A 9,616-nucleotide genomic window follows, 5' to 3' on the forward strand; every position below is an offset into this window, starting at 1 on the left:
GAAACGTAGGTGCCTGATTTTTATCACTTCTTATTTAAAGTGTCTATTTAAAATTCAATAAACATCTGGGAATTCTCATATCAATCTGTTCTATTCTTAAACTTTGATGAAATCGCCCTGTTTATTTCGTTTATTCTATATTGGCATTTCGAACTATAAACTTCTTAAAAGCGGCTAACTTTGGGTTGTTACCCGAAGAATTTCAGCAAGAGATGTGTCGCCGGCGAGTACTCGTTTAAATCCATCATCACGAATACTAGGTGTAGTGGGGCGTAAATAATTTTCCATTGTTTGTAAGTTTTCATGGCGATGAATCATTCCTCTAAGTACTTCATCGACAGTAATCAGTTCGTAAATACCAGTTCTGCCCTTGTAGCCTAAGTGATTGCAATAGTCACAACCTTTAGGTTCAAAGACCTTTGAGGTATCTGAGTCTGCTGTAAGTCCCATAAGTTCTTTTTCATCATCTCTTAATTGATGAGGTGTTTTGCATTGAGGGCATAATCTTCTAACCAGCCGTTGTGCGATAAGTCCCACGATACTTGAGGATAAAAGAAAGGATTCAACGCCCATATCACGTAAACGAGTTAGGGCACCGAGTGCGCTATTAGTATGTAAGGTAGACAATACCAAGTGTCCTGTAAGGCTGGCTTGAACTGCAATTTCTGCAGTTTCCAAATCACGAATTTCTCCGATCATCACTACATCCGGATCCTGCCTGAGAATCGCCCTTAAACCTTTAGCAAAGGTCATTTGTACTTTGGTATTAACCTGTGTTTGCCCAATCCCTTCAAGATCATATTCTATTGGATCTTCAATGGTTAGAATATTGCGAGTGACTTGATTTAATTCAGTCAACATGGCGTATAAGGAAGTAGTTTTTCCTGAACCTGTGGGCCCAGTAACTAAAATAATACCATGCGGCTCTGCGATCATTTTTCGCATGTTTTTTACTGTTGGTTCAGGCATACCTAACAGGTTTAAATCCAATTGAGCCGCTTGTTTGTCTAAAATCCTCAGTACTACCCGCTCACCATGATTTGACGGAAGGGTTGAGACCCGGACGTCAATATTATGTCCACCAATTCGCAGAGAAATACGACCGTCTTGAGGAATGCGCTTTTCTGCAATATCCAGTTTGGCCATTACTTTGACTCTGGAAATTACTAAAGGAGCTATGGCACGCTGAATTTCTAATACCTCATGTAAAACACCGTCAATCCGATTACGTACAAGAACTCGATCTTCATAAGTTTCAATATGAATATCAGAAGCTTTTTGTTTTATTGCTTGAGTAAACAATGCATTCAATAAACGAATTATGGGTGCATCATCTTGATTTTCTAACAAATCTTCGCTTACCGGCAATTGACTAGCCAGTAGTGAAAGATCCATATCTTCTTCCATGCCTCCAGCGGCTTCTAATATCGATGATTTAGATTGATAAACATGGGCTAAATGTTGCTGAAACGCTGATTCATCAACTTGTTTTAAAGTAAATTCACATTGTAATAAACGCTTTATTTCAGCAAGAGATTGCAATGAAGTATTCGGTAAATAATAAACAAGAGCCTGGTTGTCGCTCATTTCGTTGGCCACGACAATCCCATGGTTTTTGGCAAAACTGTATGGGATCTTCAGCAATTTATCTTCGTTTTCCATGGTTTACTTCGTTACTAACAAAGGTGGACGATTAAACGGTTTTGGTAACTCAGCTCGTTTCAAAGCAGGTAATACCGTTGCATTATTGCTTTGTACAAAGGCATCTTGCGATTTCAGCCAATCCAGTTCGAATTGACGCACATTATTATACTTTTCACTCGTCATATGCGTATTATCTCGTTCATTACGCAAAATTATGGGTTTAATAAATACCATCAGTACCCGTTTTTCACGAGAATTTATATTCCGTTTGAATAATCGACCCACACCCGGTATATCTCCCAAAACTGGCAAGCGGTTATTTTCATTACCCAGGCTATCTTGAGTCAAACCTCCCAATACAACGACGTCACCGCTTTCAACATGAACCGAAGTAACGATACTACTGATTCTAAATGTTGGGGTAGCTGTGTTTGGAGAAACAACGGGCGGATCCAACGTGTCATTTCCTTGATCGATTTGCAGCTGGATTCCATTCCCTCGTGTAATTTGTGGTCTTACATAAAGATGTAATGCAACGTTAACCCGATCAAATGTAGTAAATGGAACCCCATTATTTGTTGTACCTCCGGCATTTGCAGGTTGAGTAGTCGATGCTATCGAAACCTGTTTACCTACCAATATTTTAGCTTGGCGATTATCAAGAACAACAACTGAAGGTGTTGATAAAATATTAGCTTTATTTTCTCTTGCTAAAGCATATATCTGTGCTTGAAAATCATCAAGTTTAGTACTGTTATTAATTATAGCAAATCCTGGCCTAAAGGATTCAGGTTTTCCTGTTTGTTGATCACTTCCCCATTCAATGCCTAAGTCGTTAATATCCGATTGATTAATTTCTGCGACTAATGCTTCAATGAGTAATTGGGCCGGTTTAATATCCAGTTGCGTAATTACTCTTTTCAAAGTACGGATTACAGAGGCTGGTGCATTAAGGATGATGGAGTTTGTATTGGGTTCAGCAATAATTTGTACTGTAGGTTTTGTTGTCCCTTCATTTTGCGTTGTGGTAGTCGTAGTATTTGCGGTAGCGCCTGAAGCAGTTAATGAACTGCCACCACTGCCTGAGCCTGCTGAATAAAGAGAACTAGAACTGCTAGTGGAGCCCTGCGTATTTGAGTTGTTGGCAAGGTTGGAGGCCGGATTTGTACTATCCAGAATAGGGCGAGTAATGGTACCAATTGTTGTGCCAACATTGCCGCTGAAATTTGCTTGAGCTATACCGGCGAGGATGGGTACCAAGTCTTCAGCTCTGAGGTAATTTAGATACACCACTTGCGTGTTGGAGTTAACCCCTTCGGAACTCTCTCTATCTAATTTTAATATCAACATTCTAAGACGTATTCTGTCTGTCTTGGAGCCGCTGACTAACAGCGAATTGGAGCGGTCATCAGCAGCTATAGTTAGTTGAGTTCGCGCCCCTCCCATACTGGGTTGAGTTTTAACAAGATCTTTTAAAGTAGCAGCAATATCCATTGCTAATGAATGTCTTAAATGAACTATATCAATGCCATTGGCAGATGAGTTATCTACTTGTTTGATGATGCCTGCAAGACTACGAATGTTGTTCGCTCTTCCTGATAAAATAAGCATATTTGAGGGAGCATAAGCAGAGATACTACTCCATTGTGGCATTAATGGTCGTAAAACGGGAACTAATTGCTCTGATGGAACATAATGAACAGGAACTACAGCCACCATCATGTCGTCACCTCTGGGTGGTTGCTTTATTCCGTTTAAAAGATCAGGCGATTGTGTTTTTGCATCGATATTCGGAATAATTTTAATGATCGCTCCACTAGGTATAGCGGCATAGCCCGAGACTTGTAAGACTGAAAGGAATACTTGATAAAGTTCATTATTGTTCATAGGTGTTGACGATACGATCGATATTTTTCCTTGCACTCTTGGATCAATGACAAAATTTTTCCCTGTAACTCGTGACACTTCCGCAATAACCGCTCTAATATCAGCGTTTCTTAAATTCCATAGTTTGCTGTTTAACGGCGGTGTATCGTTTGGGGTACTTTGACTCTCAGATTCAGTTGGTTGTTTTATGTAAGGATGTTGATTTTCACTCGGTTCACTTTTCTTTGAACTGATCTTTTGTGATAGCTTATTCTGCAAATTTCGTGCGGTGAGGTAATCACTAATTGGGCCAATTTGTATCAGATAAAGTTTCTTATCTGATAGATTCTTAATTTCAACAGGTTCACTGACAAGTGCAGACAATTCCTTTTGACGTTGCTTTGCATCTTTTTCTAAATTAAATGCACCAGCTTGCAAATAAAAAGTAGTATTCCCATTCTTAGTGGTCGTGGAAATATTAATTTCGTTTGCATAAGTTAATGCTGAGCAAATAAATATTAAAATTATAATTACTATCGAGCGCATCGAAAAATCGTAAAATCCTAAGTAAATACATAATAACTAAATTTACACACTTACCATAGCTTTTTTAGTGAGTATCTGAATGTATTTTGAAGCATTTGATAATTCTGCTTTAAGATTATCTTAATTGATAAAAAAATCTAGAATGTGTTGATTTTTATCACGTAGGTCCTTTATATAACTTGTTTTCTTTGGTAACAGGTTAATCTTTTCCGCACGATCGTTTAGCTGATTACGCTCCACAGTTATAACTGTATTTACCTATGATAGCCGAGAATGCTATCCCGGAGATACATCATTTTTCCATAAATACTAGTCACTCAAAAATGGTTCGACTTTTTTATCTATATTGAAGATACTTCGGCCCCGTTAGAGCATTGCAGATTATTTTAAACAACAAAGGAGTTAAATATGCAACAAAAATTTGATGTACCCACAATGAAGTATGGTCCGGATTTCAATCCCTTTCGTGCCATTCAGGGAAGATTTTATTCCATATTAGATGATATTAAGGCAACTGCAGATCCGGGGTTTATTGCGCATTGTCTTGGTGAGTGTCAAAAATTACTTTCTATGGGAAGTGATATTACCAGGATGGATGCAATGCCAACTACCGCTTTTAGTGGCCCTGGTAAAAATATGGCAGTAACTCCAACTATAACACCGACAAACCAGATTCAACATAGTACTAGCACGGCTAAAAAAAGAAAGCACCCCGAAATAGTTGATTCAACAACTGATGTTGGAAATGGTCAGCCCATCATTCAGCAACCCACTATTGGACAAGGAACTGCTTCTCCTTTAACAAAAAGATATAGGGTTATTTATCCTCATTTAGAGACAAAGGATACTGCTGAAGAAAAAGGAAAAGAAAAGGAAGTTGTGCAGACTATAATCTCGGATACAGTCATGCCAAAGCAGGGTAAAATAGTACGAAAATTAATTTCACCTTTCTTAAATCAATTTATAAAGCAAATGGCTGAGGGTGAACTTAATGAATATAAAAAAGTGCAGCGCGAAATGCTACAAAAAAATGAGCGTTATAATAATCGGCTTTCAATAAGGCACATATCTTCTATAGGGCATAGATCGGACTTTAGTAAAGAAATAAAACCTAAATTCCCAGACGGGCTTAGAAATAAATTTATCTATAGCCATCATATCAGCTTTCCTTTCACGATAAAAAAAAGTGATCAAAGTTTGAAAAGATCAACTCTTTATCAAAATATGCTATCAAGGCGGAACTTCATTGCAAAAGAAATTATTCCCAATATAAAGAAGGCTCCTTCATTGGCTGCTCAGAACTTACTTTATTTATACCAACATCATTTAATGTATAGCATTTATTTACAACGTAAATCTTCAGAAAATCTAGGTGAGATCCTAATTTACCATATGAATAAATTGGGTTTTGATTTGGAAAAATCAGAAATCAAACGTTTAAAATCGGCCATCAATGATAGTTATTATCTTATTAGCCGCAAAATGCCCTTTAAGCACCTTATGATGCTAAAGCCTATGCTCCAGGTTGAACTTCCTGCGGAAAATCCTCAAGATAAAACATCTGATGGGACTATGATTGCTGCTATGGTATTGCATAATAATCCTGATAAAAAAATTAAAAAAAATGATATTTTTGATGAACCTTTTCCTAATTCGATGAAAATTACTCAAAATACTAATTTTTATGATGCTAAAGGAAAATTAATTGGTGTATATCGTGTTGGTGCAATTCAACCTGAGATGATAACTGATAAATTACGTAAGGAACTCACTTCTGTAACACCATCACAATTGAGTAGAATGGGGGCTGTATCTGCAGAAGAATATGTTAATAAAAGGCAAAATAAAGAAGATTTCCACATAAGTGTTCGTTCAGCTCCATTTGGTGTGCTTGGAAAAAAAACAAGCCGAATTAGACCTACCCAATTCTCTGAAATAAAATATGGAGTAGAAGAAGGATTAGCGCCTCTTTTTAATTCTATTGAAAAGATTTATGCGGAGTGTGCTCCAGTTGAATATGCAACGCGTCGTCGAATTATGGATTGTGCATCTTATTTTACTTTAACCGGATCGAGTTATCTTTTAGCCGCCGAAGCAAATTATGATAAACAAACTAATGCTCATATAGATAGTAATAAGTTTCCCATCCATTGCTTAAATCCACTGTTTGTTATCTATCCCTCTAAGAATGGCCAGCAGAGTGAGCAGCAAAGAACGTATAAAGGTGCCTATACATTTTTTCCTGGAGTGAGGGGTGTTTTACCAAATGAGGCTCAAACTAATTTTGAAGGGATATATTTTGATTTAAAAGAAGGAGACGTGTTGCTATGGGATTTTGATAAATATTATCACTGCAACACCAAATTAATTTCTTCTAATGGAATCACTGATTCAAGTTGGCATCGCATATCCATTGTTGGTTTTACCAAAGGTGAGGCATTACATAAAATAGTTGAACCTCTTGTATTTGAAGATTCAGATGATGAGGATACTTTTCTTTTTAGCTCAGAAGAGCTCACACAGGCTGGACAATTCTCGGAAGAGACGTTATTTGAGCTCCCACAATCCATGCAAACTAAGGAACAAGCTGCATCAAAGGACGAGCATCATTCAAATATAGAAGATGATGAACCGGTTGATGGATTAAAGTTAATGAGCCTGGATTCATTTTTATCATCGGGTAATATTATTGAATTAGAAAAGCTCAACAAGCATGTGGAGTCTTCTTTATCAGATAAGTATTCTGGAGATGGAGAGGTACAGAAAGATGAAAGCCGCTCTACGGAGTATTTTGTAAAAACAAATTCTTTAAACCTTACATTTTTTGGGGCTGAGAAAACATCTCAAGGGAGAGAAGCAGTGCAAAGTAAGCATACTATCTTTCACAGACTAAATTAGTGAAATGTGTTGTATTAGCGGAGCATTGTACGATTTACACCCGGATTAAATGATATTAATCCGGGTTATTCATTCTAGGGATTATTATGTGTATGCGTATGTGTATGTTCATCGTGGCCATGATGATGAGCGTGTGGCTGCTGATGTAAATGAGGCAGTTGCTGCTGGTATGGATTATGTCCATGGTTATGTGCAGTAAAGAAACCATTAGGGTGCGCAGGCACTGGAGTTGTAACAACAACTACTGTTTGTGGCTGGGTAGTTGATGGGTGAGTGTGTTGGTGAGCGTGTTGGTGATGTCCTGTTCTTTTCATATTATTTCATCCTATCTAAATAAAAGAATTCGATTTTATTTCTTACAGGACTTACGAAAAACCCCCATCTCTTCGTTAAAAAATGTTTTTAATTCGGTCATTTAGTCTATCTAAACTTCCTCATTAAAAACATTTTTTGCCTCGACCTTGGGGTTTTTCGTAAGTCCTGTATTAATTCGTTACTGAGATGATAAGTCACGTAGTTGCACATTTTAAATATCATCTTAACGCATTATAAGCAGATGGTTTTGTAAATGTATATGATTTTTCAAAATCTTTAACTAGAGTTGGGTAGGAAATCGCCTTCTACTTTTATTCGATTTTATTATGCAGAAGTCTCGTTCAGAATTTTTTTTCTTTAAGGTTAGGGACAATAAATCGTATCATGAACTTCTTCAAGATCCGCATTACTAGGATTTTTTAAATCAAAATTGCCGTGAAACTCTTCTCCTGATGCGTTTATATAATGCCTTTCAAAAAATCTTCCTGCCATCGCATTTTGTCTGCGAAGTTGGAGAGATGGGAGAATTTCTTCAGGATTAGGTAATAGCATTAAAGGATTGTCTGATAAATCAGTTACAGCTGTTTTTCCTCCGGTAATAAACAAAGTTTTAGTTTTTTTATCAAAAAATTTTGTCATGATAATCATAATCTCCAGATGAACGGGTTTATGGTGATTACATACAACAGCTCAGTTGAACTTATGCAGAAGCCTCAGTCACGCATCATCTCTACATGAACACAGTTTTACCGTTTAACTTACTAGGAAGAATATTACAAAAACAATACTTAATATAAAGAGTAAAAAATTAATTTTTTGTCGAGTTAATAATTTTAATAAAGTATAAAGAATTATACCTCCGCCAATTCCATCAGCAATAGAAGCAGTAAAAGGAATCATCATGATGGTTACCATACAAGGAGCTGTTTCACTTACATCATGCAATTTCATATCTGTGAGATGCTTCATCATGCAACAAGCTACATATAAAAGGGCGGGGCCTACGGCAAAATTAGGAATCATTCGTGCCAAAGGTGAGAAAAATAACATAAGAAGAAATCCGATTGCGATGACTATGGCAGTTATTCCGCCGCGTCCACCTGACTCAATTCCTGCTGCAGACTCTATGTAGGGGGAGGTACTTGCGGAGCCTAATAATCCTGCTACAGCAGAGGCAGCTGCATCAACGGTTAAACAATTGCTAAGACGCTTGGAATAATTTTCTTGTTGTTTAAATACAGAAGGATTTAATAAACCGATCAATGTCCCTGTTGCGTCAAACACAGCAATTAAAAAAAAGGTAAAGGTAGCTTTTAAGGCGAGAACGGTATTTATGCCAGAAAAATCGAGCTTTAAAAAAGTTGGCTCCATGGAAGGGGGCATGGAAATTAATCCTTGCCAGGTAGATAAACCGAACAATAAACTCAAGATAGAAATACTGAGAATCCCAAGAATAATCGCTCCAGGAATTTGAAAATAATCTAAAATCAATATGAGTAAAAATCCTAAGAAGAACAAACCGCTTTCTGGACGAGTAATTTCGCCCAGGCGCATTAAATTATGCTGATCCTCAATAATAATTTGATTGTTTTGCAAGGTAATTAAAGCAATTAATAAGCTGATACCTATTAATATAGCGATTTGTAAATTATGAGGAATTGCCTCGATTAATAGGCGTCTCAAGCTGGTAAGCGACATTAAAAAAAATAAAACACCTGAAAGAAAGACAATGGCTAAAGCGTGTTGCCAAGATATTCCCATACCTTGCACTACCGTATAAGAAAAGAAGATATTTAATGCCATACCTGGTGCAATGCCAATGGGCGTATTAGCAAATAATCCTGCAAAGAAACAGGCAAAGGCGGTAATAAGACATGTAGCTGTGAATACTGCTCCCTGGTCCATTCCTGCATCATGCAGTATGCTTGGATTGATGAATGCGATATACACCATGGTTAGAAAAGTGGTGATCCCCGCAATGATTTCAGTTTTCAGAGTGGTATCTTTAAGAAAATAGGATTTTAACCGTTCCATAGTATTATATTCTCCTATTTAAAAGGGAATTTAAAGAATGTATAACCTTTGGGTTACAGTAATGCTATTAACAGAAGAGCTATCTATTAAACATATCAAAAATTCAATTTAAAGTATCTATATAAATTTAAAATTGTGAACTTACTCTCAAAGGTTTTGAAAATTATAGGTTAAGGGTTAAAGTTTTGTGTTCGGCTCTACCCCAAAAAAGGGGGCATTTTAATCAAGTTAGTCTAGACTAACCCATTGATTTGACGGTCAAAAGGAAGATTAAAATGCCCAAGAAAGATTGTATCCTAAATTTACCGGGATA

6 protein-coding genes are annotated in these 9,616 nt (G+C 36.9%); 1 reads left to right on the forward strand and 5 read right to left on the reverse strand.

Going from position 1 to position 9,616, the window contains the following annotated elements; all coding sequences use genetic code 11:
• Positions 1 to 174 precede the first annotated feature (174 nt).
• Complete coding sequence (gene lspE / locus ELY20_RS16575) at positions 175 to 1,662, reverse strand: GspE family T2SS ATPase variant LspE (protein ID WP_110144259.1); 1,488 nt, start codon at positions 1,660 to 1,662, stop codon at positions 175 to 177.
• Positions 1,663 to 1,665: 3 nt separating this feature from the next.
• Positions 1,666 to 4,056, reverse strand: a complete 2,391-nt coding sequence (gene lspD, locus ELY20_RS16580) for a GspD family T2SS secretin variant LspD (protein ID WP_110144260.1) — start codon at positions 4,054 to 4,056, stop codon at positions 1,666 to 1,668.
• 408 nt (positions 4,057 to 4,464) lie between these two features.
• Between lspD and ELY20_RS16585 the strand changes: the two genes are divergently transcribed.
• A complete protein-coding gene (locus tag ELY20_RS16585) occupies positions 4,465 to 6,954 on the forward strand; it encodes a hypothetical protein (RefSeq protein ID WP_110144261.1) in 2,490 nt (829 codons plus the stop codon).
• Between the two features lie 74 nt (positions 6,955 to 7,028).
• Here the strand turns inward: ELY20_RS16585 and ELY20_RS16590 are convergent, their stop codons facing one another.
• The 3 genes from ELY20_RS16590 to ELY20_RS16600 all read right to left on the reverse strand — a co-directional run bounded on the left by ELY20_RS16590 (position 7,029) and on the right by ELY20_RS16600 (position 9,303).
• A complete protein-coding gene (locus ELY20_RS16590) occupies positions 7,029 to 7,268 on the reverse strand; it encodes a hypothetical protein (RefSeq protein ID WP_110144262.1) in 240 nt (79 codons plus the stop codon).
• A gap of 364 nt (positions 7,269 to 7,632) precedes the next feature.
• The gene (locus ELY20_RS16595) at positions 7,633 to 7,908 is read right to left on the reverse strand and encodes a hypothetical protein (RefSeq protein ID WP_110144264.1); all 276 of its coding nucleotides are present in this window, start codon (positions 7,906 to 7,908) and stop codon (positions 7,633 to 7,635) included.
• A 114-nt stretch (positions 7,909 to 8,022) separates the two neighbouring features.
• On the reverse strand, positions 8,023 to 9,303 hold the full coding sequence (locus ELY20_RS16600) for an NCS2 family permease (RefSeq protein ID WP_110144263.1): 1,281 nt from the start codon (positions 9,301 to 9,303) through the stop codon (positions 8,023 to 8,025).
• Positions 9,304 to 9,616: the final 313 nt, after the last annotated feature.

The organism is Legionella qingyii, from assembly GCF_003990155.1.
In the GTDB taxonomy this organism is placed as follows: domain Bacteria; phylum Pseudomonadota; class Gammaproteobacteria; order Legionellales; family Legionellaceae; genus Legionella; species Legionella qingyii.